This window comes from Lentzea sp. NPDC055074, from assembly GCF_053608005.1.
In genome coordinates this window covers 276819-302096 of the sequence record NZ_JBSGUQ010000006.1, presented here as the reverse complement: position 1 = coordinate 302096, position 25278 = coordinate 276819, and the positions used below count along the sequence as shown (strand labels likewise).

General features: G+C 68.5%; 32 protein-coding genes. 9 read left to right on the top strand and 23 right to left on the bottom strand.

Features of this window, described 5'->3' with window-relative positions:
* Positions 1-123: 123 nt before the first annotated feature.
* Positions 124-963, bottom strand: coding sequence for a RecB family exonuclease (locus ACWF7A_RS17315; RefSeq protein WP_452251430.1), 840 nt, complete (start codon positions 961-963; stop codon positions 124-126).
* A 42-nt stretch (positions 964-1005) separates the two neighbouring features.
* Here ACWF7A_RS17315 and ACWF7A_RS17310 point away from each other — a divergent pair, with 42 nt between their 5' ends.
* Positions 1006-1308, top strand: a complete 303-nt coding sequence (locus ACWF7A_RS17310) for an ArsC/Spx/MgsR family protein (protein ID WP_452251429.1) — start codon at positions 1006-1008, stop codon at positions 1306-1308.
* Here ACWF7A_RS17310 and ACWF7A_RS17305 read toward each other — a convergent pair.
* From ACWF7A_RS17305 to ACWF7A_RS17290, 4 genes are all read right to left on the bottom strand, one after another.
* Positions 1305-1919, bottom strand: a complete 615-nt coding sequence (locus ACWF7A_RS17305) for a MarC family protein (RefSeq protein ID WP_452251428.1) — start codon at positions 1917-1919, stop codon at positions 1305-1307. The genes ACWF7A_RS17310 and ACWF7A_RS17305 overlap by 4 nt on opposite strands.
* Positions 1920-1931: 12 nt before the next feature.
* Positions 1932-2789, bottom strand: coding sequence for a PHP domain-containing protein (locus ACWF7A_RS17300; RefSeq protein WP_452251427.1), 858 nt, complete (start codon positions 2787-2789; stop codon positions 1932-1934).
* Positions 2790-2825: 36 nt separating this feature from the next.
* A complete protein-coding gene (locus ACWF7A_RS17295) occupies positions 2826-3386 on the bottom strand; it encodes a PH domain-containing protein (protein WP_452251426.1) in 561 nt (186 codons plus the stop codon).
* Positions 3387-3464: 78 nt separating this feature from the next.
* Entirely contained in the window at positions 3465-3623 is a 159-nt protein-coding gene (locus tag ACWF7A_RS17290) for a hypothetical protein (RefSeq protein ID WP_169746024.1), read from the bottom strand.
* 140 nt (positions 3624-3763) lie between these two features.
* Here ACWF7A_RS17290 and ACWF7A_RS17285 point away from each other — a divergent pair, with 140 nt between their 5' ends.
* Complete coding sequence (locus ACWF7A_RS17285; protein ID WP_452251425.1) at positions 3764-4177, top strand: NUDIX hydrolase; 414 nt, start codon at positions 3764-3766, stop codon at positions 4175-4177.
* 27 nt (positions 4178-4204) lie between these two features.
* Here ACWF7A_RS17285 and ACWF7A_RS17280 read toward each other — a convergent pair whose 3' ends face one another.
* Both ACWF7A_RS17280 and ACWF7A_RS17275 read right to left on the bottom strand, forming a co-directional pair.
* A complete protein-coding gene (locus ACWF7A_RS17280; RefSeq protein WP_452251424.1) occupies positions 4205-5200 on the bottom strand; it encodes a DUF2332 domain-containing protein in 996 nt (331 codons plus the stop codon).
* A 1-nt stretch (position 5201) separates the two neighbouring features.
* On the bottom strand, positions 5202-5705 hold the full coding sequence (locus tag ACWF7A_RS17275; RefSeq protein WP_090099673.1) for a MaoC family dehydratase: 504 nt from the start codon (positions 5703-5705) through the stop codon (positions 5202-5204).
* Between the two features lie 295 nt (positions 5706-6000).
* On the opposite strand from ACWF7A_RS17275, the gene corA reads away from it, so the two are divergent.
* Both corA and ACWF7A_RS17265 read left to right on the top strand, forming a co-directional pair.
* Positions 6001-7074 carry a magnesium/cobalt transporter CorA gene (corA, locus tag ACWF7A_RS17270; RefSeq protein ID WP_452251423.1) on the top strand — a complete coding sequence of 358 codons (1074 nt, stop codon included), beginning with the start codon at positions 6001-6003 and terminating at the stop codon, positions 7072-7074.
* 139 nt (positions 7075-7213) lie between these two features.
* Positions 7214-7591 (top strand): hypothetical protein, encoded by a 378-nt coding sequence (locus ACWF7A_RS17265; RefSeq protein WP_452251422.1) that lies wholly within the window; start codon positions 7214-7216, stop codon positions 7589-7591.
* Here the strand turns inward: ACWF7A_RS17265 and ACWF7A_RS17260 are convergent.
* The gene (locus ACWF7A_RS17260; RefSeq protein WP_452251421.1) at positions 7575-8654 is read right to left on the bottom strand and encodes a DUF2332 domain-containing protein; all 1080 of its coding nucleotides are present in this window, start codon (positions 8652-8654) and stop codon (positions 7575-7577) included. The two genes, ACWF7A_RS17265 and ACWF7A_RS17260, sit on opposite strands and share 17 nt — an antisense overlap.
* Before the next feature lie 65 nt (positions 8655-8719).
* Here ACWF7A_RS17260 and ACWF7A_RS17255 point away from each other — a divergent pair, with 65 nt between their 5' ends.
* On the top strand, positions 8720-9373 hold the full coding sequence (locus ACWF7A_RS17255; protein ID WP_452251420.1) for a metallophosphoesterase family protein: 654 nt from the start codon (positions 8720-8722) through the stop codon (positions 9371-9373).
* The gene (locus tag ACWF7A_RS17250) at positions 9373-10239 is read left to right on the top strand and encodes a chromosome partitioning protein ParB (RefSeq protein WP_452251419.1); all 867 of its coding nucleotides are present in this window, start codon (positions 9373-9375) and stop codon (positions 10237-10239) included. Before ACWF7A_RS17255 ends, ACWF7A_RS17250 begins: the two co-directional genes overlap by 1 nt.
* A 66-nt stretch (positions 10240-10305) precedes the next feature.
* On the opposite strand, the gene ACWF7A_RS17245 is transcribed toward ACWF7A_RS17250, so the two are convergent.
* Entirely contained in the window at positions 10306-11298 is a 993-nt protein-coding gene (locus tag ACWF7A_RS17245; RefSeq protein WP_452251418.1) for a hypothetical protein, read from the bottom strand.
* 119 nt (positions 11299-11417) lie between these two features.
* Between ACWF7A_RS17245 and ACWF7A_RS17240 the strand changes: the two genes are divergently transcribed.
* Complete coding sequence (locus ACWF7A_RS17240) at positions 11418-11720, top strand: ArsR/SmtB family transcription factor (RefSeq protein ID WP_452251417.1); 303 nt, start codon at positions 11418-11420, stop codon at positions 11718-11720.
* Positions 11717-12223 carry an SRPBCC domain-containing protein gene (locus ACWF7A_RS17235; RefSeq protein ID WP_452251416.1) on the top strand — a complete coding sequence of 169 codons (507 nt, stop codon included), beginning with the start codon at positions 11717-11719 and terminating at the stop codon, positions 12221-12223. The genes ACWF7A_RS17240 and ACWF7A_RS17235 overlap by 4 nt, the downstream gene beginning before the upstream one ends.
* A 162-nt stretch (positions 12224-12385) precedes the next feature.
* On the opposite strand, the gene ACWF7A_RS17230 is transcribed toward ACWF7A_RS17235, so the two are convergent.
* The 13 genes from ACWF7A_RS17230 to ACWF7A_RS17170 form a co-directional block, all read right to left on the bottom strand.
* The gene (locus ACWF7A_RS17230) at positions 12386-13345 is read right to left on the bottom strand and encodes a hypothetical protein (RefSeq protein ID WP_452251415.1); all 960 of its coding nucleotides are present in this window, start codon (positions 13343-13345) and stop codon (positions 12386-12388) included.
* 96 nt (positions 13346-13441) lie between these two features.
* Positions 13442-14329 carry an SDR family NAD(P)-dependent oxidoreductase gene (locus ACWF7A_RS17225; protein WP_452251414.1) on the bottom strand — a complete coding sequence of 296 codons (888 nt, stop codon included), beginning with the start codon at positions 14327-14329 and terminating at the stop codon, positions 13442-13444.
* A 271-nt stretch (positions 14330-14600) separates the two neighbouring features.
* Entirely contained in the window at positions 14601-15785 is a 1185-nt protein-coding gene (locus ACWF7A_RS17220; protein WP_452251413.1) for an ABC transporter ATP-binding protein, read from the bottom strand.
* Positions 15786-15793: 8 nt separating this feature from the next.
* Positions 15794-16639, bottom strand: coding sequence for a carbohydrate ABC transporter permease (locus ACWF7A_RS17215; protein ID WP_452251412.1), 846 nt, complete (start codon positions 16637-16639; stop codon positions 15794-15796).
* Positions 16639-17589, bottom strand: a complete 951-nt coding sequence (locus tag ACWF7A_RS17210; protein ID WP_452251411.1) for a carbohydrate ABC transporter permease — start codon at positions 17587-17589, stop codon at positions 16639-16641. Before ACWF7A_RS17210 ends, ACWF7A_RS17215 begins: the two co-directional genes overlap by 1 nt.
* Complete coding sequence (locus ACWF7A_RS17205) at positions 17586-18839, bottom strand: ABC transporter substrate-binding protein (protein WP_452251410.1); 1254 nt, start codon at positions 18837-18839, stop codon at positions 17586-17588. Before ACWF7A_RS17205 ends, ACWF7A_RS17210 begins: the two co-directional genes overlap by 4 nt.
* Before the next feature lie 168 nt (positions 18840-19007).
* On the bottom strand, positions 19008-19568 hold the full coding sequence (locus ACWF7A_RS17200) for a general stress protein (RefSeq protein WP_452251409.1): 561 nt from the start codon (positions 19566-19568) through the stop codon (positions 19008-19010).
* A 53-nt stretch (positions 19569-19621) separates the two neighbouring features.
* Entirely contained in the window at positions 19622-20347 is a 726-nt protein-coding gene (locus ACWF7A_RS17195) for a LamG domain-containing protein (RefSeq protein WP_452251408.1), read from the bottom strand.
* Between the two features lie 109 nt (positions 20348-20456).
* On the bottom strand, positions 20457-20966 hold the full coding sequence (locus ACWF7A_RS17190; protein ID WP_452251407.1) for a hypothetical protein: 510 nt from the start codon (positions 20964-20966) through the stop codon (positions 20457-20459).
* A 23-nt stretch (positions 20967-20989) separates the two neighbouring features.
* The gene (locus ACWF7A_RS17185; RefSeq protein WP_452251406.1) at positions 20990-21589 is read right to left on the bottom strand and encodes a hypothetical protein; all 600 of its coding nucleotides are present in this window, start codon (positions 21587-21589) and stop codon (positions 20990-20992) included.
* 37 nt (positions 21590-21626) lie between these two features.
* Complete coding sequence (locus tag ACWF7A_RS17180) at positions 21627-22277, bottom strand: hypothetical protein (protein ID WP_452251405.1); 651 nt, start codon at positions 22275-22277, stop codon at positions 21627-21629.
* Positions 22278-22290: 13 nt separating this feature from the next.
* A complete protein-coding gene (locus tag ACWF7A_RS17175) occupies positions 22291-23058 on the bottom strand; it encodes a hypothetical protein (protein WP_452251404.1) in 768 nt (255 codons plus the stop codon).
* 144 nt (positions 23059-23202) lie between these two features.
* Positions 23203-24399: an acyl-CoA dehydrogenase family protein gene (locus ACWF7A_RS17170; protein ID WP_452251403.1), complete on the bottom strand. Its 1197-nt coding sequence runs from the start codon at positions 24397-24399 to the stop codon at positions 23203-23205.
* A 202-nt stretch (positions 24400-24601) separates the two neighbouring features.
* Between ACWF7A_RS17170 and ACWF7A_RS17165 the strand changes: the two genes are divergently transcribed.
* The gene (locus tag ACWF7A_RS17165; protein ID WP_452251402.1) at positions 24602-25009 is read left to right on the top strand and encodes a DUF4190 domain-containing protein; all 408 of its coding nucleotides are present in this window, start codon (positions 24602-24604) and stop codon (positions 25007-25009) included.
* 32 nt (positions 25010-25041) lie between these two features.
* Here ACWF7A_RS17165 and ACWF7A_RS17160 read toward each other — a convergent pair whose 3' ends face one another.
* The gene (locus ACWF7A_RS17160) at positions 25042-25218 is read right to left on the bottom strand and encodes a hypothetical protein (protein WP_414099906.1); all 177 of its coding nucleotides are present in this window, start codon (positions 25216-25218) and stop codon (positions 25042-25044) included.
* Positions 25219-25278: the final 60 nt, after the last annotated feature.

Genomic DNA, 25278 nt, shown 5'->3' with positions numbered 1-25278 from the left:
GCACCCACGAGAAGCGGGCTGCCAGCTGTCCCCCGCGCGCTTCCTTGTCACGCAACGAGCGAAACCGGCCTCCGGTTCCCGGTTGTCCACAGGCTCCCCACCCCTGTGGACAACCGAAAGGAGCTAAGGCGCCAGCAGCGCCCAAGGGTCCAGCGGCGGCGCCGCCTCCTGGCCCTCCGGGCAGCTCCGCCGGAAGTCGCACCACTGGCACTGCCGGCCGGTGACCGGCGGGAAGAGGATCTCCTGGTCGCCGCCCGCCTTCAGGGTCTCGGTGGCGAGGTCGATCTCGTCCGCCGCCTCCTCCGCCCGCCGGACGTGCCGGGCGAGTGACTCCTCCGTGTGCTCCCACGCAGCGATCGAGCCGGACGGCAGGTGGTGCAGCTCCACTCGGCGGCACGGTTTGCGCAGGGTTCGGCGGGCAGCCAGCGCGTACAACGCCAGGGCTTGCGAACCGCGTGCGTCGTCCGAGGTCAGGACGTGGCGGCCGGTCTTGTAGTCGACGATGACCAGTTCGCCGTCTCGGTGGTCGATGCGGTCGACTCGGCCCTCGGCCACGATGCGGTCGGTCGGGGAGGAGACCCAGCGCTCGACGCCCAGCGGTTCGAAGTCGACGTCCAGGGACGCGACGTACTCGTGCACCCAGCCCTGGGCTCGGGTGCGGTACTCGGCTGCCTGGTCGACGTCGCGGAAGCCCTCGGACTTCCACTGGCGGTTGAGCAGGGCCACCGCCTGGTCCGGGGTGCGGCGGTCGGGCGACAGGTCGAAGAGGGCCTTCAGGGCGTTGTGGACGACGGCGCCCAGCGTGTTGTGCGCCCAGGCGCCGCCTCGCGGGGGTGAGGGGCGGTCGAGGTACGTCATGCGGAAGCGGCGGGGGCAGCTGGTCCACGTCGACAGCTTCGCGGGCGTGACGCGCACGAGCCGGCGGGGTGCCGCGGTGCCGAAGTCGAAGCCGAGTTGTTCCACCCCAACCAAGTTACTCAGGCCCCCTGACAGAAAATGAGGGGCATGGAGATCTGGCACAACCCGCGCTGTTCCAAGAGCCGCGCCGCGAAGCAGCGCCTCGACGAGAGCAACGCCGACTACACCGAACGGCGCTACCTCGACGACGTCCCGACGGCCGAGGAGCTCGACCACGTCCTCACTCTGCTGGACAAGGAGCCGTGGGAGATCGCGCGCACCAAGGAACCGGCGTACCGGAAAGACTTCGAGCACGACCGCGCCAAGTGGATCGCGCACATGGTCGCCAACCCGAGCCTCATCGAACGGCCGATCATCATCGACGGCGACAGTGCGCGCATCGAGCGCTAGACGCCCGAGGTGATGAACCCCTGCACGGACGACGCGACGAGCTGCACGGCGATCGCGGCCAGCAGCAGACCGGCGATCTTGGCCATCAGCAGGATCCCGCTCTCCTTGAACACCTTGATCAGCAGGCCGGCGGACCGCAGCGTCCCCAGCAGCACGAGGTGCACGGCCACGATCGCCGCGGCCAGCGCGAGGTAGGAGCCCCACGCGCCGTCGGCCTGCCGCACGAACACGATCGTCGCGGCGATGGCACCTGGTCCGGCCAGCAGCGGCGTCCCCAACGGCACGAGGGCGATGTTCACGTCCTCGACCTCGGGGTGGTTGGTCGCGCCCTTGCCGGTCAGCAGGTCGAGGGCGATCAGCAACAGCAGCAGCCCGCCCGCGCCCTGCAGGGCGGGGATGCCGATGTGCATGTACGCCAGGATCGAGTTGCCGGCGACGGCGAACAGCGTGATCACCAGGAACGACACCAGCACGCCCTGCCGTGCCGCGCTCTTGCGGGCCTCGCGCGACTTGCGGCCCACCAGCCCCAGGAAGACCGGCACGGTCCCGGGCGGGTCCATGATCACCAGGAGCGTGATCGAGGCCTCGATGAAGAGCCGCAGGTTGAACACGCGAACACCGCCCTATCCCACGAGGATCTTGCAGCCCGTCGCCCTCTCGGCCAGAGCATCCAGCATCTCCGGGGCCGTCGTCTCCGCGCCGAGCCGCACCGTCTTGTTCGTGCCGTGGTAGTCACTCGACCCGGTGACGATCAGGCCCAGCGAGTCTGCCAGCGACCTCAGCGACCGGCGCGTCTCCTGGTCGTGGTCCGGGTGGTCGACCTCGACACCGGCCAGCCCGGCCGACGCCAGCGCCTGCACGACCGACGGCGCCACGACGGGGCCGCGGGAGCGGGCGAAGGGGTGGGCGAGCACGGTGACACCGCCGGCCTCGGTGATCATCTCGATCGCGCGCTCGACGGGGGTGTCGGTGCGGCCCACGTAGTACTGGCCGCCGGTCAGGAACGTCGCGAACGCCTCGTCGACCGACGACACGACACCGGCGCGGATCAGGGCCTGGGCTAGGTGGGGGCGTCCGGCCGGCGCGTCGAACGGCAGGCGGGACATCAGGTCGACCGGGTCGATCGGGAAGCCGTCGGCCTGCATCATCTCGGCCATCTTCTGCAGTCGCGAACGCCGCTCCTCACGCAGGCGTGACTGCTCCTTCATCAGCATGGCGTGCGTCGGGTCGTACAGGTACGCCAGCAGATGAACGGTGATGGTGTGGCCGTAGCCGTCGGCGGAGGAGCACGACAGCTCGGCGCCGCGCACCAGCCGCAGCCCGGACGGCAGCGCCGCCTCGGCCTCAGCCCATCCGGCCGCTGTGTCGTGGTCCGTGATGGCCACCGCGTCGAGTCCCGCGAGGGACGCGGCCCTCACCAGGTCGGCAGGGCTGTCGGTGCCGTCGGACTCGGACGAATGGGTGTGCAGATCGATGACCACGTCGTCCAGTGTGGACGACGTGATGAACGACCCGTGTTACGGGACCATCTTCTTGCCGCGCGCGGCGCGCTGGGCCTTGATCATCGAGAACCGCTCGGCCTGGGCCTTCTTGTCGCCGAAGGTCAGCTCCGAGATGGCGTCGTAGACCTCTTCGGGGTCCGGCAGGAACTCCAGGCGGTTCAGCGCCTGGATCTGACCTGCCGACTCCACGATGAGCGTGCCGTAGCCGAACATGCGTCCGCCGACGGTGCGCTCGTAGGTGAGGTCGGTGACCTTGCTGATGGGCATCATCGCGACCTTGGTCTCGAAGACGCCCGAGGTCAGCATGAAGCGCTTGTCGGTGACGACGATGCGCTCCACCCACCACTCGATGATGAAGTAGGAGAGCCGCAGGAGGACCAGCAGCGCTCCGTACCACAGCACGTTCTGGATCACGGCCGCGTCCGCCGGGGCCAGGTACGAGATCATCATGAAGCCGGCGAGCAGTGCCGCCGCCTCCAGGACGTCCCAGATCAGATAGGACCAGTGCCTGCGCACCCGGATGACCCGACGCTCGCTCGACAGCAGGTAGTCGTCCGGATCACGTGGTGCGAACATGCGCTACCAGCCTTTCCTGGTACCAGGCAGTGCCCTGTCTGACCTGCTCCGCCACCCCGGCGGGTGGCTGGTACCAGACTAGAAGACGGAACGCACGAACGTGATCAGCGCCTCGGCCGCGGTTCGCAACGAGTTGAGGATGTTCTGCACGAGTTGGGCCGCCTGCTGAGGCTCCGCGATCAGGAAGAACAACAGCAAGGCGATTCCAGCGAAAGTGAGAATCTTCTTCAAGTTCACGGTGTCCACCCCGTCCGCGTCGCACCCGTTTGGCGCCGTTCGTGACCGTTGTACAGCACGATTCAGCACCTTGGGAGATTTGTACCGCAGCCGGGGTAGCGCACAGCACCGCCGATCCGGTGTGACTACGCTTCGTGATCGTGACGGCCAGCAGCAAGCGCACGATCCGTTGCGTCGGAGCCATCGTCCATGACTCGTTCGGGCGACTACTGCTCGTGCGACGCGCCAATCCGCCTGGTGAGGGCATGTGGTCGATACCAGGCGGACGCGTGGAGCCTGGTGAGACCGATGAGGCGGCTGTGACTAGGGAACTAGCCGAGGAGACGGGACTCTCCGTCACCGTCGGCCGCCTAGTCGGCCACGTGGAGCGACCGGCCCCGAACGGGGTTTTCGTGATCTTCGACTACGAATGCCAGGTCACGTCGGGTGTGCTCCGAGCGGGCGACGACGCATCGGATGTCGCTTGGGTCGACGGTGCGACCTTGGACACACTCCCGACCACCGAAGGGCTCGTGGAAGCGCTCTCTGAATGGAACTGCCTGCCCAGGACCTGATCAGGGTTCACGCGTTAGGGGTGTCGTTCAGCGCCAAACGAGACGCTGTCCGTGGGCCTCGGTCGTGGCCAGGGTGGTCGTCTCCGCGCCGGACTCACCGACGCGGATGAGGCGCAGCTCACCGGCCTCGTGCGCCGCCCACCAGACATCTCTGCCCAAAGCCGACAAGGCGGGCACGAGGTCGAGCCCGGACCCGCTCGTGATGACGACGAGCGGCGCGTCGATCGGCTCTACCGCCTTGGCGAGGTCCGCGACGGGGTCGCCGGCCACGAGACGGGGCGGGTTCTTGCGCAGCACCCCGCACGCCACTCCGAACAGCCGCAGCCGCTCCGGCTGGTCGGCCCACACACAGGCCTCCAGCCACGCGTAGGCGTCCTCGTCGGCCAGGTCGGCGGGTGCGACCCCGATGCCCGCCTTCGCGGCCACCTTGACCGTCTTGGGCAGCTTCGGCAGCGCTGCGCCGGGAGCGAGCTCCAACGCGCAGTGCAGCCCGAGCGCCGCCTTGGCGGGCCCCGCGACGACCTGGCCGGCCTCCGCGGTCTGGTACCGGTACGAGTACTGGTCGAGGCCGAGCAGCAGACCGGCCGTCGTCGCGACCTCCACGAGCCCGATCGGTCCGCCCGCCTGCTTGGCCGCGGCGGCGACGGCCGGGTAGAGCAGGGCCGCGCGCCGCACCTCGTTCGTCTGGACCACCTGCGAGGCCACGAGGGCCCGCACGCGGTCGCCGCGTTCCAGCACGAAGTCCCGGAACAACGGCCAGGTGCTCTCGTCCGCGCCATAGGTCCCGCCGAGCGACGGGTAGTAGTTCGAGAGCTGGTGGAACGGCTCGGCCTGCACGAGCCGGTGGGCCGCCGCCAGCAGGAGCTCGCCCGTGGCGTCGTCCTCGCTGGCGGCGGTCAGCAGGTCGGCGACCTCCGGATCCTCGGCAGCGCGCGACGCCAGGTGCTCGTAGAGCGGGGAGAGGGCCGAGGCCTCCTCCGCGAACGCGCGCAGGCGTTGCTGTGCCAGGTCCAGAGAAGTCACGTCACTCCTTGGGTTCAGGGCGTCCAGGCTGCTCGCCACCGCGGGCCTCGCCGTAGGACTGCTTCGGCACCATGACCTTGCGCCTGAAGATGCACACGACCGTGCCGTCCTGCTTGTAGCCGCGAGTCTCCACGTAGACCACGCCCCTGTCGTCCTTCGACTTGGACGGCGTCTTGTCGAGCACCTCGGTCTCACCGTAGATCGTGTCACCGTGGAACGTGGGCTTCACGTGCCGCAGCGACTCGATCTCGAGGTTGGCTATCGCCTTGCCGGAGACGTCGGGCACGGACATGCCCAGCAGCAACGAGTAGATGTAGTTGCCGACGACGACGTTCTTGCCGAAGTCCGTCGTGTTCTCCGCGTAGTTCACGTCCATGTGGAGCGGATGGTGATTCATCGTGAGCAGGCAGAACAGGTGGTCGTCGTACTCCGTCACCGTCTTGCCAGGCCAGTGCTTGTAGACCGCTCCGACCTCGAACTCCTCGTAGTACCGACCGAACTGCACCGCGCCTCCAACTACGTGTGATCGAGATCTGCCTCAGGTGGGGAGACAGTCTTTACGCGGAGGGAGTACCCTCGGCAACCGGTGTGTGAGGATTTCCACCACCAGTGACTTCGCCCCGAGGAGGTGAGGACCCCTAAATGAGCAAGGACCCCCACCCTGCCAGTACCAAGCGCGTCCTCACCGAGGTGGCTTTCTAGGTCCGTCTGGACTCATCTAGATCGTTCCGGTTCCACCCGGTCGGGGCGCCCGTCGTGCTTTCGCACCTCACGCCGGCGTGTACCTGGAGGAACTCACCATGCCCAGCCTGCCCTCGATCCGCGGCCGCGGGTCTCAGCAGCGCCCGACGCCGCCGCACATCTCCGTGCCGTTGTCGCACTACGTGGTCGACTGCGCGGTCTACGTCGACGGCAAGCGCTTGCCTGGGCGCTGGACGCACACCGACGCCGTCAAAGAGGTGCGCAAGCGCAAGGACGGCTTCGTCTGGATCGGCCTGCACGAGCCCGACGCCGAGCAGATCGAGGGCATCGCCGAGACGTTCGGGCTGCACGAGCTCGCGGTCGAGGACGCGGTGCACGCGCACCAGCGCCCGAAGCTGGAGCGCTACGACAACACGTTGTTCATGGTCTTCAAGACCGTTCGCTACGTGACGAACGAGTCGCCCGACACCGCCAACGAGATCGTCGAGTCCGGCGAGATCATGGTGTTCCTGGGCAAGGACTTCGTCATCACCGTGCGGCACGGCAACCACTCCGGTCTCTCCAAGCTGCGGCACGTGCTGGAGGAGGACCCGGAGCGCCTGGAGATCGGCCCGTCCGCGGTGATGCACGCGATCGCCGACCAGGTCGTCGACAACTACCTCGAGGTCACCGACCACATCGAGGACGACATCGACCGCATGGAGGAACGGGTCTTCGCGCCGCGCACCGAGGTGAGCGCGGAGCAGATCTACATGTTCAAGCGCGAGGTCGTGGAGCTGCGCCGCGCGGTCATGCCGCTCGCGAACCCGTTGCGCCGCTTGGCGGAGGGCTACACGCCGCTCATCCCCGAGCAGGTGCGCGCGTTCTTCCGCGACGTCGACGACCACCTCACCGAGGTCTCCGAGCGCGTCACGGCGTTCGACGAGCTGCTGACGACGCTGGTCGACGCGACGCTCGCGAAGATCACGCTGCAGCAGAACACCGACATGCGCAAGATCACCTCGTGGGTCGCGATCATCTCCGTGCCCACCATGGTCGTCGGCGTGTACGGCATGAACTTCGACTACATGCCCGAGCTGAAGTGGAAGTTCGGCTACCCGCTGATCATGAGCCTGGTCCTGATCGCCTGCCTCACGCTCTACCGAATACTGCGCCGAAATCGCTGGCTCTAGTCCCGGTTTCGCTCGCTTTGCTCGTTGTAGAAGAGGTTTGTCATGACCAGAATCCTCACCAACATCCGCTTCTGGATCCTCGCTTTCCTGCTCTGCTGGATCACCACCGTGTTCGTGCTGATCAGCGGAACCCCCTGACGTGAGAGAGCGGCTCACGAACCTCAGGTTCTGGCTGCTGGTGTTCCCGGTCGGCTGGCTCATGATGGTCTTCGTGTCCATCGCGCTCTGGCCGTCACCGGGCGCCGAGTCACCGGACGAGCTCGCCTCCGAGGTGACGAACGCGTTGCGCGCACACGACTTCCACAAGCTGGAGCCGTTGCTGGCGGTCGGCGGCGAGGACGTCGCGAAGGCGACCGCGGACCAGTTCCAGACCGCGCGGGTGGATCGTGGTGTCTACCGCGACGGTGCGATCGTCGTCGAGTACACGCACGACGGCACCCGCGCCGAGTTCCGGCTGCCCGTGGAGATGCAGGACGGCCGGTACGTCGTGAACCCGGTCGTCACTCCCAGGGGGTGACGTTCCAGGTGAACGGCGTGCCGTGGCCCGCGCCGTGGCCGAGGTTCAGCGAGATCCCGGCAGGCCAGAGCTTGAGCAGCAGCTCGAACCGGTAGTCGTCGTCGGTGCGGCGCGGTTCGAAGACCAGCAGCGCCAACGGTGTCGTGGGCGTCGCCTTCGCGGCGGCGTCGGCCAGCACGGCCCGGCCCATCGCCCGGTCCGCCGGGGAGACGTACTGCCACACCACGGAATGCCACACGACGGTGAGCACGTCGCGTTCGGCGCGGCCGAGCTGTTTCGCGAGCCATTCCGGGCCCGCCGACCGGTCGACCCGCACGGGGTCGGTGGCGGCGAGGTCGAGCGCGTCGCGCAGCCGGTTCCAGCGCTCCAGCTGGTCCGCCCAGACGAACGAGCTCAGGTGCAACCGTCCGTCCTCTGTGGACACGTCGACCGGGTTGAGGTCGCAGCCGGCCCTGCCGACGACGCGCAGCCGGTGGCCGAGGTCCGCGGGCGGCCTGCCGGTCCACTCCGGGTTCAGGACCAGGAGGCTGTCCGGGTCGCCGAGGACCGTGTCCTCGAGCTGGTAGGCGACGTGGTGCGGGCGCAGGTTGAGCCCGCCGCTGGCGCCGACCTCCAGCAGCCGCACGCAGAACGGCACGTGCCTCCCCGCCGCCTTCGCGGCTTCCTGCGCGGCGACCATCAGGCCGCCGTAGAGGGGTGCGCTGCGGCCGGGTTCGTTGGTCTGCACGACGGTGGCCTGGATGCGGTGCCTCAGCACGTCCGCGTTGGCGGTGAGCGCGGGCAACGCGTCCTCCCAGAGCGCCGGCAGGTCGGGCTGGCCGCCGACGGACGGGTAGTGCTTCGCGAGGCCCGGCGCGCGTCCCTCGAGCACGAGCCGGTGGACGGCGCCCGCGAACCGCAGGCCGGGCACGGAGCCCTCCCGCTCGCGTTCGGACCCCGCCATGATCCGGGTCGTCACGCCGCCCTGTCTCAGGTCCTCGGCGGCGTCGGTGAGGAGGCGCTGGGTCAGCGGACTGCGGTCGCGGCAGCCGTGGGCGGACGCGGCGAACAGCTCGGCAAGCACGCGATCCACGGTAACGGCAGCGCCGCCGACCGTCATGTGAGGAAAGACCTCATTAGGCTGCTGGAATGGCCCGGATTCTGGTTGTCGCGGACGAGGTGGTCGAACAGCTGTGGACCGACAAGGTGTTCCAGCACGGGGACGTCGACCTGATCCTCGCGGCGGGTGACCTGCCGTTCGACTACCTGGAACACCTGGCCAACGCCCTGGACAAGCCACTCGTGTTCGTTCCCGGCAACCACGACCCCGACCTGTCCGGCTACTCGAACGTGCGCGGTCTGTGGACCAAGGCGGGTGTGCCGGTGCGCTGGCCAGGTCCAGCCGGTGCGGTGAACGCGGACGAACGCGTGGTCGACGTCGCCGGCCTGCGGATCGCCGGGCTCGGTGGTTCGATCCGCTACAACAAGGGCCCGAACCAGTGGACGGAACGGCAGCAGGCCCGCCGTGCCCGCCGGGTGTCCCGGCTGGCCGGGTGGCGCAGGCTGCGGGACGGACGTGGCGTGGACGTGCTGCTGACCCACTCGCCGCCGTCGGACTGCGGCGACGAACCCGACGGCCCGCATCGCGGCTTCGCGTGTTTACGCGGACTTGTCACGCGGCTGCAGCCCACGTTCATGCTGCACGGCCACATTCACCCGCACGGCCACCCGCGCCCGGACCGCACGCTGGGCTCGACGCGGGTGATCAACGTGATTCCCTCGAAGGTGCTGGAGGTGGCGTGATGAGACGGGACACCGGTTTCCCCGTGGCCGATGCCGAGAGCGACTTCCTGCGCGCCCGCCGGCGCCAGGTGATGTCGCGTCTCGCGGCCTGGCTGCGCCGGGAACCCGACGACGTGAACATCATGCTGCCGTTCCACGAGGTCGTGGACGCCCTGGGCATGGCGTCGGAGAAACGCCTGGGCCTGCAGTCGATCCGGCTGGACTCGATCGTCGGCAGCGTCGACCGCACCCGCGACTTCGACCGCCGCTTCCGCCCGACCTCGGGCCGCGTCCGGGAACGCTGGCAACGCCTCGCGCTGGCCGCGCGCCGGGGTGAGAGCGTGCCCCCGATCGACGTGTACCGGATCGGCGAGCTGCACTTCATCAACGACGGCCACCACCGCGTGTCGGTGGCGCACGCCCTGGGCCTGGAGGTGATCGACGCGTACGTGACGCAGGTGATCACCCGGATCGACTCGTCCGGCATCCGCTACCGCGGCGACCTGATCGTGAAGGACTACCGCCGCCTGTTTCTCGACCGCGTGCCGCTGAGCGGCGAGGCCCGCGCCGCCGTGCTGCTGTCCGACCCGTGGCACTACGCGCAGCTCGGCGAGCACGTGGAGGCGTGGGGGTTCCGGCTGATGCAGGACACGGGCCAGTTCCTGGACCGCGCCGAGGTGGCGCGCCGCTGGTACGCCGACGAGTACAAGCCGGTCGTGGCGATGCTGCGGCAGGCGGAGATGATCGGCGACCGCACCGAGACCGAGGCGTACATGTGGGTGGCGGCGGAGCGGTACCGGCTGATCCGCACGCACCGGTGGGACGCCGAGGTGATCAACGCGGTGCGGGAGGAGACTCGGTCGCAGGGGCGGGGCCCTCGGGCTTGAGAGTACGGCTGCGGCTGTCGCTCACCGACGAGCTGATCAGCTGTCGGCGCACGGTCGCCCGACCGGTCACCGCGGCGCCACCCGCGGGCTGTCCGCGTCCGGCAGCGGACGGGCCTGGTCGAGGACCTCGTCGGTGTACTTGTCGAGCAGCCGGGTGCCGATCTGCTGCGCGTACCCGAAGATGACCGCCCACAGCAGCAACGCCGCCGCCGACGGGATGCCGATCAGGCCGCTGGTCACGCCTGCTCCCAGCGCCAGGATGCCGACCACCGCCAGTGCCGCGCCCAGCATGATCTTGATCAGCGCCTGGTAGCCGATCATCACGTACGGCGAGAGCGAGGGCCGGCGGCGCAAGAGCAGCACCACGGCGGCCAGCACCGCGCCGAACGCGCCGAGCACCTGCACCAGCCACACGTCCACACCGGACGCCTTCGCCGTGCCACCGGGGCAGACCGTCGGCAGCGCGTTCTCCTTCGGGTCCACGCAGAGCGGGATGATGCCGGGCTTCACGATGCCGACGACGCCGAGAACCGTGTTGATCACGAACAGCACGAGGGACGCGGCGATCAGCTTGTTGCGCAGCGCGCGGGAACCGGCGTGCGCGAAGTCCGAGTTGTCGTAGGCCGCCCGCAGCGCGTCGACCACGATGGCGCGCTCGACCGCGGGCGTGAACTCCCCCGGCCGCAACGCTTCCAGGGCACGGCGGCGCGGATCGTCCTCGTCGAGGTACTGCGCCACCCGCGCCTGCAGCCCCGGCAACCGCCCCAGGAACCCGCGCTCCGCCGAGATCGTCGCCACCTCGGCCTCGTGCAGGGCTCGCCAGGCTCGTTCGATGTGCCAGCCCGACCACCACGACGGCAGCATGCGCCACCACGGCTCGCGCGAGGCCAGCATCGCCTCCACCACGGCGGCCTGCTCCTCGGCCGTGCGACGCCACACGTCGCCCTCGGGATCGACCGGGTCGGACGGTCCGAGCGCGGCGAGATCCGCGCGGACCCGGTCCAACCGGGACTGCACGACGAGTCTCCAGTCGGTGACTCTGGGTTTGCGCTCGGCCATGTCCCGATGGTGACAGGCAGGTCCGACAATGTCGGCAGCCATCCGTGTGACGTGCGAAAACGTCAACAGAACGCCGCATACGCTTGTGCTTATATACGCACTAAGTTATACAACTGTGCGTGGACGTATTCGAAGCCGTGGCCGAACCCACCCGCAGGCACCTGATCAGCCTGCTGGCCGAACGCGAGCGCACGGCGGGTGAGCTGGTCGACAGCCTCCCGGACCTGACCCAACCGGCCGTGTCCCGGCACCTCCGCGTCCTGCGCGAGACAGGACTGGTCGAGGCCAGGCCGGACGGCCAGCGCCGCATCTACGCGCTCAGGCCCGATGGCCTGCAACGCATCGACGACTGGATCACCCCGTACCGCCGCTTCTGGCGCGACCACCTGGCAGCACTCGAACAGCACCTGGAGAACCGATGACCGACCTCGGCACCATCACCGTCGACGGCGAGCACGCCACCCTCACGTTCCACCGCCGGTTCCGGTTCCCGATCGACCGCGTGTGGTCCGCCATCACCGACGACGCCGAGCGCAAGGCGTGGTTCGGCGAGGGAACCGTTGACCCGCGAGCCGAAGAGGTCGTCATCGAACCGGAGGACCCGCCCGCGCCCATGGAGGCCAAGCGCGTGACGGGCCGCATCCTGACGTGGCAGCCGCCGGAAAATGGCAGCGCGGTCTTCGAACACGAGTGGCACCAGAAGATCGTCGAGGACGGCGTCGTGCGCTACGAGCTCACCGCGGACGGCGACGAGACGCTGCTCCGGTTCACCCACACCGGACTGTCCGAACGCAACGCGCGCGGCTTCGCGCCCGGCACGCACGCGTTCTTCGACCGCGCGGAAGCGTTCCTGGGCAACGAGACGCCGCCGAGCTGGAGCGAGCGCTACGCGGAGGTCGCACCGAACTACCCGTCGTGGCGCTAGGGCGTGTCCCGGAAGTCCCGTCGGGCGGCAGTGGCGGCCGAGGGCCACGGAGACGGCACCGCCGCGACGCCCGAATACGCCCGCGGTATGAGGACGTCGCGGCGGCACCGTCTCCGGGTCTCTCGCCCGCGCCTGCCACCAGACGAACTTCCGGGACACGCCCTAGGCCTGGGCAGCGGCCTCGTGCGCGGCGGCGAAACGCCGGTCCGGGTCCCCGAGGTACGCCCAGGGCCACCGCGCCGCCCGCTGACCGCTCCGGGCGAGGTGCAGCGCCAGCCTGTCCTTCACCTCGGCCTGGAAGTAGAACATCGCGAAGATCTGGTGCGCCCACAACGAGTACGGCTGCACGGCGGTGCCGGCGAGCAGCCGCGCGGACAGGGCGTCGACCTCGGCGCGCTGCTTCTTCCAGTACGACAGGGTCGCGATCTCCCACTTCCGCGCCCACTTGCCGCTCTTCGCCATCTTGTCGAGGTGCATCTCGATGTGCGCGATCGGGACCAGCGCCAGCAGCGGATGCCCGTCCGGCAGGCCCTCGACGCCGGCGCGCGCGAACTCGAACATCTCCTCGTGACCGCCGTACCACTTCGCGGTCTTCGTCTGCAGCCGCCGCCAGGTCGCGTTGACCAGGTCCGGCACGCGCTTCGCGACCTCGTCGTAGATCTCCGCCGCCTCGCCGCGGTGGGTGGGCGACCCCAGCGCCACCGGCATCAGCGCGGCCCACGGCGCCACGTCGTCCGGGTCCAGCTCCGCGGCGCGGTGCAGGGTCTGGCGCGCTCGCTGCGTGAAGTTCCGCAGGCCCGCGAACTGCTCGGCGGACGTGTCCTTCGCGCGCTTGCCGCCGCGTTCCTCCCAGCCCGCGATGGTCTGCGCGCCGCCGAGCAACAGCAGGAGGTTCACGTCATCCGGCCGCTCCTCCTCCGCGTCGAGCAACGCGGGCAGCACCATGTTGCCCGCACCGCCGAGCACGTCGACCGCGAGCTCGCGGCGGTACGGCTGGTCTCGGGTGGAGGCGAGGAACTCGAGTGCGGGGCCGAGGTCGCCGGAGACCAGCTTCAGGGCCGCCTGCAGGAGCTCGGGGTCGTCGAAGGCCGTGTCCACGTAGGACGGAAGCGTAGAAACCACGCGCGGAAACCAGCACCGCGTCAAGCGCGGCCGTCCGCAGTTGACCAGGGCGGGGAAGGCGCCGCCAGGGCACCGGACGGCGCCTCCCCCACCGGCTCAGGCGGTCTGCGAAGGCTCCACCAGCGCACGGAGCCGGGGAGGCATCCTCTTCTCCAACCCGTACGGTTCGAGGTGGGCCTGCAGCACGCCCGTGAACGCCCGCTCCACCGAAGCGGTGTCCCAGTTGTCGCTCTCCAGGATCGGCTGCTTGAAGTACGGCTGGCCGACGATGTGCAGCTGCCTGCCGTTGCACCGGATGACCTGCCCGGTGATGCCCTCGGCGCGGTCCGAGAGCAGGAACAGCACGAGCGGCGCCACCTTGCCCGGCGTCCGGTCGGCCGGAATGGCGCGCAGGGACCGTTCCGACTTCCACACCATCCGCGTGTGCGCGACGGGGCACACGGAGTTCACGCGGATGCCTTCGGACTCCAGGTCGAGAGCCCACGAGTAGCTCAGGGAGGCCACCGCGCCCTTGGTAGCCGAATAGGTGGCGAGTTTGCGCTGGCCGAATGACGCACCGGAGGAAATGTTGATGATGGAACCGCCGCCGGTGGCACGCATCGCGCGCATCGCCGCGATTCCGACGTAGATGACGCCGAGGACGTTCACCTCGACCACGTGCTTGATGGTCTCCGGATCGTCTTCCCAGGGGGCGGTCTCGTAGTTCAGGCCCGCGTTGTTCACGAGACCGTCGACGCGGCCGAATTCGTCGACGCACAGGTCGACGATCTTGGCCGCCTCGCTCGGGTCCGCGACCGTGTGGTTCGAGGCGACGGCACGGCCGCCGAACTCGCGGATGTGCTCGGCGACCCGTTCCGCCAGGTCACCGTCGTTGTCGTTGACCACCACCGACGCACCCGCGAGGGCAGCGTGCATCGCGTAGGCCTCGCCCAGTCCTCGGCCTGCGCCCGTGATGACGACCGCTTTTCCGTCCAGGATCCCCATGGCACGCTCTCTTTCACTAGGGCGGCGGTTCCCCGGAACCCCCCTGTGGTCCTGTACCCGCCTTCGACAAGCGTGCGGACAACCCGAAGATGTGCAGAACATGTTTCGATGAGATGTCGCTGCCGAGCGCCCAATGGCGAACCGAGTTCGGCAGGGCAGATGACCTCGACTGATCGGCCCTGAGGAGCTGGAGGCTTTCGCCCTTACACGATCGGGTGACATAGAAAGAGCCGCCTTCCCGCGAGGGGAAGGCGGCTCGTAAAACGAGAATTCACCGTTCCGTGTAGGTCAGGTTCCTGCCGTTGGACGGGTCGAAGAGCTGCACCTTGTCCGCGTCGAACCAGATGTCCGCCGACCCGCCTTCGACCGCGGCGGACGCCGACGACAGCCGGGTCACGAGCGAGATGCCGTCACCCGGCACGTCGTCCGATCCCGCGTCCGCCGCGAGCTCCTGGAGCTCCGCCGAAGCCGCCTGCTCGCCCGTGAGGTTGAAGTAGGCGTACTTGTCGGAGCCCATCGACTCCAGCACGTCGACCTGCGAGGTGAACTTGCCGCCGGCCGACAGCTTCGCCGGCTCGACCAGCGCCGCGTCCTCGAAGTGCTCGGGGCGGATGCCCAGGATCACCTCGCGGGGCGCGTCGGCACCCTCGACCAGCTGCCGGACCCGGTCCGTCAGCGTCACGTCGCCGATCACCGACCGCAGCGCGCCGTTCTCGAGCGTCGCCGGCACGAAGTTCATCGACGGGGAGCCGATGAAGCCCGCGACGAACAGGTTCGCCGGCTGCTCGTAGAGGAACTGCGGTGCGCCGATCTGCTGCACGACACCGCCGCGCATGACGACGACCCGGTCGCCGAGGGTCATCGCCTCGGTCTGGTCGTGCGTCACGTACACCGTGGTCGTGCCGAGCTGCTTCTGCAGGCGCGACACCGAGGTGCGCATCTGCACGCGGAGCTTGGCGTCCAGGTTGGACAGCGGTTCGTCCATGAGGAACGCCTTGGGGCTGCGCACGATCGCGCGGCCCATCGCCACGCGCTGCCGCTGGCCACCGGACAGGTTGGACGGCTTGCGGTCGAGGTGCTGCGAGAGGTCCAGGATCTCCGCGGCCTCCTTGACCTTCTTCTCCACCGTCGCGTTGTCGACCTTGGCCAGCCTCAACGGGAAGGCCATGTTCTCCTTCACCGTCATGTGCGGGTACAGCGCGTAGGACTGGAACACCATCGCGATGTCCCGGTCCTTGGGCGCCTTCTCGTTGACGCGCTGCCCGCCGATGCGCAGCTCGCCGTCCGTGATGTCCTCCAGCCCCGCGATCATGTTGAGGGTGGTGGACTTCCCGCAGCCGGACGGTCCGACGAGGATGATGAACTCGCCGTCCGCGATCTCCAGGTTGACTTCCTGCACGGCCAAAGCGCCGTCGGGATACCGCTTGGTCACCTGGTCCAGAACGATCTCTGCCATTGGTCAACTCACCCCTTGACGGCGCCGGAGGTCAGGCCGGCGACGATCCGGCGCTGGAAGAACAACACGAACAGGATGATCGGGATCGTGATGACCACGGCCGCGGCCGCGATCGACCCGGCCGGGTCCTCGAACTGGGAGCTGCCGGTGAAGAACGACAGCGCCACCGGCACCGTCCGCGACTGCTCGGTCGAGGTGAGCGAGATCGCGAACAGGAAGTCGTTCCAGCAGAAGATGAACACGAGGATCGCCGTCGTGAACACACCCGGCGCGGCCAGCGGCGCGATGACGCGACGGAACGCCTGCCCCGGCGTCGCACCGTCCATCTTCGCCGCCTTCTCGAGCTCCCAGGGGATCTCGCGGAAGAAAGCCGACAGGGTGTAGATCGCGAGCGGCAGCGCGAACGTGATGTACGGCAGGATCAGGCCGGGCCACGTGTCGAAGAGGCCGAGCGAGCGCTCGATCTCGAACAGCGGGGACACCAGCGAGACCTGCGGGAACATCGCGATCAGCAGCGAGACGCCCACCAGCAGGTTCTTGCCGGGGAAGTCGAGCCGCGCGATGGCGTAGGCGGCCATCGTGCCGAACACCACGGCGATCGCGGTCGCGATGATCGCGATGCCGATGGAGTTGATCAGCGCCCTCGTGAACTCCGACGTCGAGAAGATGTTCTGGTAGTTCTCCAGACTCCACTCGCGAGGGATGAAGTTGCCGTCGGCCAGCGTCGCCGACGACTTGAACGACAGCGACACGATCCACAGCACCGGAATCAGCGCGTAGATCACGACGACCGTGTTGAGGACACCCCAGCCCCACTTCTTCGCGGGGGTCTCCGCTCCTCCGATACCAGCCATCAGCGCTTCCCCCCGTCGTCACTGCCGGGGGCAGCGGTGCCGAAGAGCTTGATGAACACGAACGCGATGATCGCGACCATGATGAAGATCAGGACCGACATGGTCGACCCGATACCGAGGTTCAAGCCCTTGATGAGGTTGTTGTAGGTCAGCATCGACACCGACGACGTGCCCTGCGAGCCCGCGGTGAGCACGAAGAGGTTGTCGAAGATGCGGAACGCGTCGAGCGTGCGGAACAGCAGTGCCACCAGGATCGCCGGCTTCATGATCGGCACAGTGATCTTGATGAACCGCTGCCACCCGCTCGCGCCGTCCATCGCGGCGGCCTTGAGCAGGTCGTCCGGCACCAGCGCCAGGCCCGCCATCAGCAGCAGGGCCATGAACGGCGTGGTCTTCCAGATCTCCGCGAGACCCACGACCATCAACGCCGGGATCTTCTCCGTCAGCACGGGATCGCCACCGAGGGCCTCGGCGAGGTAGCCGGTGCCGGGCGTCCAGGCGAAGCGCCAGGAGAACGCGGCCACGACCGTGACGATGCCGTACGGGATCAGCGTCGTCGTGCGGACGATGCCCCGGCCGACCAGCGCCCGGTGCATGATCAGCGCGAGCGACATGCCCAGCACCAGTTCGACCGCGACGGTCACGACCGTCAGCACGACCGTCACCCACACCGCGTCCCACCAGTACGGGCTGCTGAGCACGGTGACGTAGTTGTCGAACCAGATCCACTCGGTGCGGTCCGGGAACTTCAGGTCGAACCTCTGCATCGACAACAGCAGCGAGTAGAGGATCGGCCAGCCGGTCACCGCGATCATGGTGAGAGCGGCGGGCGCGCAGAGCAGCCAGCCGAGCCTGCGCTCGGCCTTCTTGCCCTCGCTCAGCGCGACCTTCTTCTTGGGGGCAGCGGCTTCTGGCGCCGCGTCCTGCTTCTCCGTGACCGCGTGGCTCACGGCAACACCCCCTTGGAGTCGAGAGCGTCCTGCAGTTCCTTGCGGAGCCTGTCGCCGGTCGCCTGCGGGTCGATGCTCGCGGGCGGCGACAGGATGGTGGAGATGACCGTCGAGACGTTCTGGTAGGCGGGCGTGCGCGGCCGCACACTCGCGTTCTTCAGCGTCTCCTTGATGTCGTCGCGCATCGGGTAGGCCTCGGCCATCTCGGGCTCGTCGTAGACGGCCTCGATGGTCGGCGGCACACCGTCCTTGAGCGCGGCGAGCTTCTGCGCCTCGGCACCACGCAGGCACAGCACCGCGTCGAACGACTCCTCGGTGTGCGTGGTGTAGTTGCTGACGGCGTAGTTGATCCCGCCGACGGTGACCTTCGACTGCTCACCGCTGACCGTGGGGTACGGCGCCCACTTGAAGTTCTTCGCGAAGTCCGGCTTCTTCTGCGCCGCCGCGTAGACGTACGGCCAGTTCAGCTGGAACGCCGCGTTGCCGCCTTCCATGGCGAGGCGCGCGTTGTCCTCGGCCGCGTTGGAGAACGACGGGTCGATCGCCTTCGACGTCGCGAGCTTCTTCAACGCCCCCAACGCTTCCACGGCCTTCGCGTCGACAACGGCCTTGGTGCCGTTCTCGTCGAGGATCGTGCCGCCGTTGGAGTTGACGAGGGTGTTGTACAGCACGACGAGCCCCTCGTACTGCTTTCCCTGCGCCACGATCTGGCCGGGCTTCCCTTCCGCCACCAACGCCTCGGCCATGGAGATCATCTCGTCCCACGTCTTCGGCGGCGTGGGCACGAGATCCGAGCGGTACCACAGGAGCTGGACGTTCGTGTTGTCCGGCGCTCCGTACAGCTTGCCCTCGTAGGTCGCCGTGTCGAGCGGCGTCTTCAACGTGCCGGACTCCACCTGCGACTTGACCGAACCGGTGAACTCCTTGATCCAGCCCGCTTTCGCCAGCTCGGCGGTCCACGTGACGTCGAGCCCGAGGACGTCCATGCTGTCGTCCTCGGCCGCGAGTCTGCGCACCATCTGCTCGCGCTGCCCGTCCGCCTCCCGCGGCAGCTTGTTGTAGACGATGTTGTACCGCCCGCCGGCCTTCGCGTTGCAGCTGTCGACGATGGCCTGGAAGTTCTCCTGGGGATACTTGTAGACGTTCACGGTGATGCCTTGGTCGCCAGACCCGCACGCCGAAAGCGTTCCTGCCGCGAGTACCGCGGCTCCCACTCCGGCGGCGAGTCGATAGCGCCTCGTCGCACCCATCGGCCCTGCCTCCTTCCCGACTACACGGAGGAGCCAGACCGCAGAGCCCGGCACCTCGTCGTGCCACCAGCCCGCACCGGGCGGACCGGTCAGATGAACCTAAGCCGGGTGATCAGGAGCCGCAACCAAGGGAAGCAACGATTCAGAACCAATGGCCTTATGGGAGTCTTAAGAACTCGGGTTCACGGGCCGCATCGCGAGCCTCGCGAGCAGGTCACGGCCCTGCTCTGCCGATTTCGGGTGGCAGAGCACGTCATACCGGTTCGCGACCAACTGGGACGCGGACTGGAAGTCCCGCTTGCCGCGCGCCGACCCGTACCCGACCGCCGCGAACACGAGGCCGAAGAACACACCGGTGATCAGGCCGGTCAGCACCGGCCCGACGGTCACTCCGGGTTCCGGGCTGAAGAGGGTGAGCAGCAACCCCACGAAGAGACCGAACCACGCGCCGCTCGCCGCGCCGGTCATGAGCACGCGGCTCCAGGTGAGCTTGCCGGTGATGCGTTCGACGAGCATCAGGTCCACGCCGACGATCATGACGTCCTGGACCGGGAAGTCCTCGACCGCGAGGTGGTCGACCGCGCGCTGCGCTTCCTCGTACGTCGCGTAGGAGCCGATCGGCCACCCCGTCGGCGGGGTGGGCAGGCGGGGAGGGACGCCGGGCCGGTTCGGGTTGGCGAACGGACTCGTCACGGGGACCACCTCTGTCGGACGCGCTGATCGTTCCATCCTGCCAGTGCCCGGTGCGGAGTGCCGAGACGCCTGCGGGTGTTTTGCCGGTTTCAGCTCGCGGGGTGGTGCAGCGCGAAGACCTCGTCGTGGGTGAGCGCACGGTCGTAGAACCGCACCTCGTCGGCCGAGCCGGGGAAGAACCCGGTCCGCACGCCCGCCTTCTGCAGCGCGCCGAGGGTGAGGGCACCGGTGCCGGCCCACTGCGTGTTGACCGTCCCGTAGCCGCCCAGCGAGCCGGAGTCGTACACGTAGCTGGTCCCGCTCTCAGCGTCGTAGACACCCACCACGTGCGTCCACACGCCGGTCTCCACGGGGAACGTCGTGGTCGCGGTCGCGGTGATCGGCGCGGCGTCGGTGTCGGCCTCCGCCATCTCGAAGTACCAGTTTCCGAGGTGGTCGCGGTCCTTCAGGTAGCCGAGCGAGAAGCGGCTGCTGCGCTCACCATCGGCGCTGACAGCGGCGAACTTGCACTTGCGCTCGGCACACGTCGAATCGAGGTTCACCCACACCGACACGGTGAAGCTGTTGCCGGTGTCGACCGCGAGCGGCGCGGACACCGTGCCGCCGCCGAACACGAGGCCCCCGTCGAACACGCCGGGCCCGAACGCGGCGGCGCCCGCCAACGTGCCGCTCGCCCCCGTCACCGAGTCGATGGTGGTCGTGCCGGACACCTCGTCCAGTCGCCACTCGCTCACCAGCGGCGCATCGGCCTGGACGGCGCCCGCCGTCAGGCACAGCGACATGACGGCAGCCGTCATCGCCAGAACTGCACGCATTGTGAATCCCCCAGGTAGAACGGTCAGGATCGAGACCTTAAGTCATCTGGCCGGGAAAACAAGGGAAAATCGGTCGGGGTGCGAGACGCACGAGGATGTCCTGGCTGGTTCAGCTCCCGGACGGCATGACCACGTGGTCGTCGTCGTTGCCTGGCCGGAAGAACCGCCAGTCCTCGCGCCCCGAGTCACCACACCGCGCCTCGATCCGGAAGCCGCCGGAGAGGAACACCGTCAGATCGCCCTCCGCGTCCACCTCGACCGACGTCACGGCGATCCGCGCGCCGTCCAGCCGCGTGGTCAGCTGTGCGGCCCGCACGTCGAACCTGTTGGCCCCCTGCACGTCCCAGTCGAACTCGCCGCCACCGGTCCAGCCCGGCCGTGGCAGGTAGACGTCGGACCTCCCCGTGAGGCGCTCGTCGCCGAGGTAGATCCGCCACGGGCCCTGCAGGTGCAGCGCGAACTCGGCGATCTCCCGGGTCCCGCCCCGGCTGTCGGGCAGCTCGAGAATCGGCCCGAACCCGAACCAGACCAAGTCGCAGGCACGGCCCGCGCAACGCCGCCGCGCGCCGACCAGGTCCGCCAGGGACCGGCGCGCCACCTCGATCACGGAGTCGCTCACCCGAGCATTGTCATCGCGGCACGTCAGCCGGGAAACGCGATTTCGAACCGGTGCACGAGCGCGCGATGAGCACGCGTGTAGGCGTCCTCGCTGTCCGCCACCCGTTCGGTCTCCTTCTTCAACGCCTCACGGGCGGCACCAGCGTTCCCTCCGAGCACGTGGATGACCGCGAGCTTCCGCGCCCGCTCGAAGTCGAGCAACGACTCCGGCTTGGCCACGAGCTCACGCGCCAGGACGTCCCACTTGGCGTACTTGTCGATGTACGGCTTGCCGTGCTTGAGAATCGCGCCCACCAGTGCCGAAGCACCGGGCGCGTGGTCGCCGCCCGGCTTGAAGGTCCACTTCCAGACGGGCTTGTCGGCCATCAGGTGGCCCAGCGGGGTGGACACCATCGGCGTGGTCGGGATTCCGACGCCGAGTGCGCGGCAGACCTCGTCGTAGCGGCGAAAGCAGACGCCGACCAGCGGGGTCAGTTCGAGCGAGCCCGCCATGCCGAACCCGAGCCAGCCGGAGACGCCGTCACCGCGGTCCTGGAGCCACACGTGGCCACGGCGGACGAAGCCCGTGGGGCGCAGGGCGGTGTCCACGGCCATGAGCACGTCGGTTTTCGGGGAAAGCCTCACGAACGACAGGGTCCCAAACGAAGCCGCATCCCGCCGGTCAACGCAGTCGCGCGGTCACCTGGCCGGCCGGTGGCAGTCTCGCCGGGGGCTCGTCGGTCAGCCAGGCGTACTCGATCGCCGACAGCCGCCCGTCCGCGACCCACAGCACGATCTCGCCGACCGGAGCACCTGATTCGTGCACCTGGGCGTCGATCGGCAGCACGCCGTCCGCGACCTCGGCGGCAGGTCCGCCGGTGTCGAGGTCGAGGCTGGCGGAGCCCTCGTACCAGGGCTTCAGGACGCGAACGTGGTCGAGCTGGGCGCGCAGCGCGGCGGCGCCGGGGAGGTCCGCGGCGAGGATCCGCTCCAGCACCGCGCGTTCCGAGCCTGCCAACGGGCGCGGGTGGCCGTCGAAGGGCAGCAGGCGCAGCAGTTCGGTGGCCAGCTCCCGAACCGACGCCCACTGCGGTGAGCAGGCCAGCGCGTCGACGCGCCAGACGGGGCTGGGGCCGCTCATCGTGTCGAGCAGGGCGTCGATGCGCTCGGCCAGTGCGACGGCCTCGGCGTCCAGGCCGCGCAGGTGGTGCAGGACGTCGTCGAACTCCAGCGCGAGCTCGTCCGCCGACGGCGCGGTGCCGATGGACTCCAGGTAGCTGCGTTGCGCCTCGGCGGGCATGGCGAGCCTGCGCACCGGATCCACGAACGGCATGGCACCCCCTCCCTCAGTGCAGCACCGGGGTGAGGAACTCGGTCAGCTTCGCCACCACGTCCGGCGGCACCTCGTCGAGGTGCTCCGTGAGCTGCAAAAGTATGCGACCGCCGCCCAAGTGCTCAACGGAAAAACACGGCGCGGTCGCACAGACCTCTTGCACACCACCCAAAGCAGCGACCTGGCGCGGGCCGAGCAATGTCGCCCAGTGCGGGCCGCGCGTCAACTCCGCTGCCATGAAAAGGGATTCGTCGAGGCCCACACCGGCGGCCACCTCGTGCGCGGTCCGCACACCGACGCGGTCGAGCGTGATCCAGCCGCCCGAGGCCTGCACGAGAGTGGCTCCCGAGCGGAAGGCCGACAGCCATTCCTGTTGCACCACATGGGAGATCCACCCGGCGAACAGCGAGCGCGACGCCGTGACCACGACCTGGTGCGGGAACGCGGGGTCGTCCTTCAGCAGGATCTCCGCGCACCAACCGTGGTCGACCAGCGGCAGGCCCTGGCCGTCGAGCTGGACCAGTTGCACGCGCAGGAACGACGGCAGGTCGTCCAGGGCGGCCGACCACGACGGAAGGGTGAACTCACCCGATGAGAGCAGCAGGCGGGCATATCCCGGCGGCCCCCAGGGCGTTGTGTCGGAGGGGTGGTAGTCGCGCGCCACCGCCACGAGCTCCTCGACCGAGGCCGGGCAGAGGGGCGCGAGCAGCTCGGTGAACAGGGCGCCGAACCACCTGGCCAGCGCGGGACGGTCGACGCCGGAGAACGTGTCCAGCTCCATGCGGACCACGTGTGGCGGCGACACAGGTCTCGGAAGCGTCAGATCTGTGCTCAAAGTGAGCGAACCTTATGGCCCGCAGACAAAAACCGTTAGGGGCCAGTCCCGTGAAAGATTGGCCCCTAACGGAGGAATCAGCAAGTTCGTCTATCCGCGGGACTGGTAGTCGCGGAGCAGGCCGCGCGAGATGATCGTCTTCTGGATCTCGGACGTGCCCTCGCCGATCAGCAGGAACGGGGCCTCGCGCATCAGGCGCTCGATCTCGTATTCCTTGGAGTAGCCGTAACCGCCGTGGATGCGGAACGACTCCTGCGTCACCTCGGCGCAGTACTCGGAGGCGATGAGCTTCGCCATGCCGGCCTCGACGTCGTTGCGCTGGCCGGAGTCCTTGAGGCGCGCGGCGTTGACCATCATCAGGTGCGCGGCCTCGACCTTGGTGGCCATCTCGGCGAGCTTGAAGGCGATGGCCTGGTGCTCGGCGATGGCCTTGCCGAAGGTCTTGCGCTGCTGCGAGTACTCGATCGCGAGCTCGAAGGCGCGGATCGAGATGCCGCACGCGCGGGCGGCCACGTTCACGCGGCCCACCTCGACGCCGTCCATCATGTGGCGGAAGCCCTGGCCCGTGACGCCACCCAGCACCTGGTCCGCGGCGATCTCGAAGCCGTCGAACACCATCTCGGTGGTGTCGACGCCCTTGTAGCCCATCTTGTCGATCTTGCCGGGGATCGTGAGGCCCGGCAGGACCTCGCCGTAGCCCTCGGGCTTCTCGATCAGGAACGTCGTGAGGTTCTGGTGCGGCTTCTCGGCGCCCTCGTCGGTCTTCACCAGCACGGCGGTGAGGTTCGACGTGCCACCGTTCGTCAGCCACATCTTCTGGCCGTTGATGGTGTAGCCGCCGGCGCCCTTGACCGCGCGGGTGCGGATCGCGGCCACGTCGGAGCCGAGCTCGGGCTCGGACATGGAGAACGAGCCGCGCACCTCGCCCGTGGCCATGCGCGGCAGGTACTTCTGCTTCTGCTCGGGCGTCCCGTGCTGCTTGAGCATGTGCGCCACGATGAAGTGCGTGTTGATGACGCCGGAGACGCTCATCCAGCCGCGCGCGATCTGCTCGACCACCAGCGCGTAGGTCAGCAGGGACTCGCCCAGGCCGCCGTACTCCTCAGGGATCGTGAGACCGAAGAGGCCCATCTCCTTCATGCCCTCGACGATGTCGGCGGGGTACGTGTCGCCGTGCTCCAGCGTCTGGGCGTGCGGAATGATCTCCTTGTCCACGAACGTGCGAACCGTCGCGAGGATTTCTTCCTGGATGTCCGTGAGACCCGCGGTCTGGGCGAGGCGCGCCATCGCACTTCCCTTCCAAGGCTTGGTTACCGGCGAGTATGGACCGGTTAACGCCCGTTTGCGACCGGGGTGTGCTCTCCGCAACAACGCGAGCGCCCGCTGTACCGAAACAGCACCGCTGACAGGTGGAATCACGCACCCGCGCGCGACGAACGGCGCGGCGGGACCTTAAGATCCCCGCTCAACACTTCTAGGGGGACCAGCGATGACCTACGACCCGTACAACCCGAAGCAGCCCGGCGATCCGTACGGCCAGCAGCCCGGCGATCCCTACGGCCAGCAGCAGCCCTACGGCCAGCCCGGCCCGTACGGCCAGCAGCCCATGTACGGCCCCGGCCCCGGCTACGGGTACGTCCAGCCCAAGTCCCAGACGAACGCGATCCTCGCGCTGGTCCTGTCGTGCGTCGGGTTCGTCACCTGTGGCGTGACGGCGATCGTCGGCGTCATCTTCGGCCACATCGCGATGGGGAAGATCAAGCGGGGCGAGGAGGACGGTCACGGCCTGGCGGTCGGCGGCCTGGTCGTCGGCTACATCGTCATCGCCGGCTGGCTGGCCTACGCGGCGTTCATCATCATCGCGATCATCGCGGCCGCGAACAGCACGACCTACTGAGCCGCGACCTGCTGAGCCACGACCCGCTGGGCTCAGCCCGCGAGGGCGATCTCCAGGGCGCCACCGCAGTGGCGGCAGACGTCGGCGAACACGTGGACGTCGGCATCGCATCCCGGGCAACTGCGGAAGCTGCGCTCGAGCAGGTCGTCCTCGCGGCGTTTGAAGAGCCGCAACCGTCTGCTCGCCTTGCCGTTACTCGAACGTGACATGCCCCAGAGCATGCCCCCACCCCGGGGCTTGATCGCAAACTCCGGTGACGGATTGTGCGT